Source organism: Escherichia sp. MOD1-EC5495 (assembly GCF_002965965.1).
Taxonomy (GTDB): Bacteria; Pseudomonadota; Gammaproteobacteria; order Enterobacterales; family Enterobacteriaceae; genus Escherichia; species Escherichia ruysiae.
In genome coordinates this window covers 1-291 of record NZ_PTRI01000071.1, presented here as the reverse complement: position 1 = coordinate 291, position 291 = coordinate 1, and the positions used below count along the sequence as shown (strand labels likewise).

2 tRNA genes are annotated in these 291 nt (G+C 55.0%); both read right to left on the bottom strand.

The annotated features are described in order from the left end of the window. Positions 1–88 precede the first annotated feature (88 nt). Positions 89–175 (bottom strand) — tRNA-Leu (locus tag BEG40_RS21625). Positions 176–203: 28 nt separating this feature from the next. Beyond that, a tRNA-Leu gene (locus BEG40_RS21620) sits at positions 204–290 on the bottom strand. Position 291 lies beyond the last annotated feature (1 nt).

Sequence of the window (291 nt, the reverse complement as noted above, 5' to 3'; positions counted from 1 at the left end):
CGTAAGGACACTAACACCTGAAGCTAGCGCGTCTACCAATTCCGCCACCTTCGCACAGTCATCTTACTTTTTTTGATATCGCCTCGTTTGGTGCGAGGGGGGGGACTTGAACCCCCACGTCCGTAAGAACACTAACACCTGAAGCTAGCGCGTCTACCAATTCCGCCACCTTCGCCCAGTGCGAGCAATATCAACGTGGTTTTTGGTGCGAGGGGGGGGACTTGAACCCCCACGTCCGTAAGGACACTAACACCTGAAGCTAGCGCGTCTACCAATTCCGCCACCTTCGCA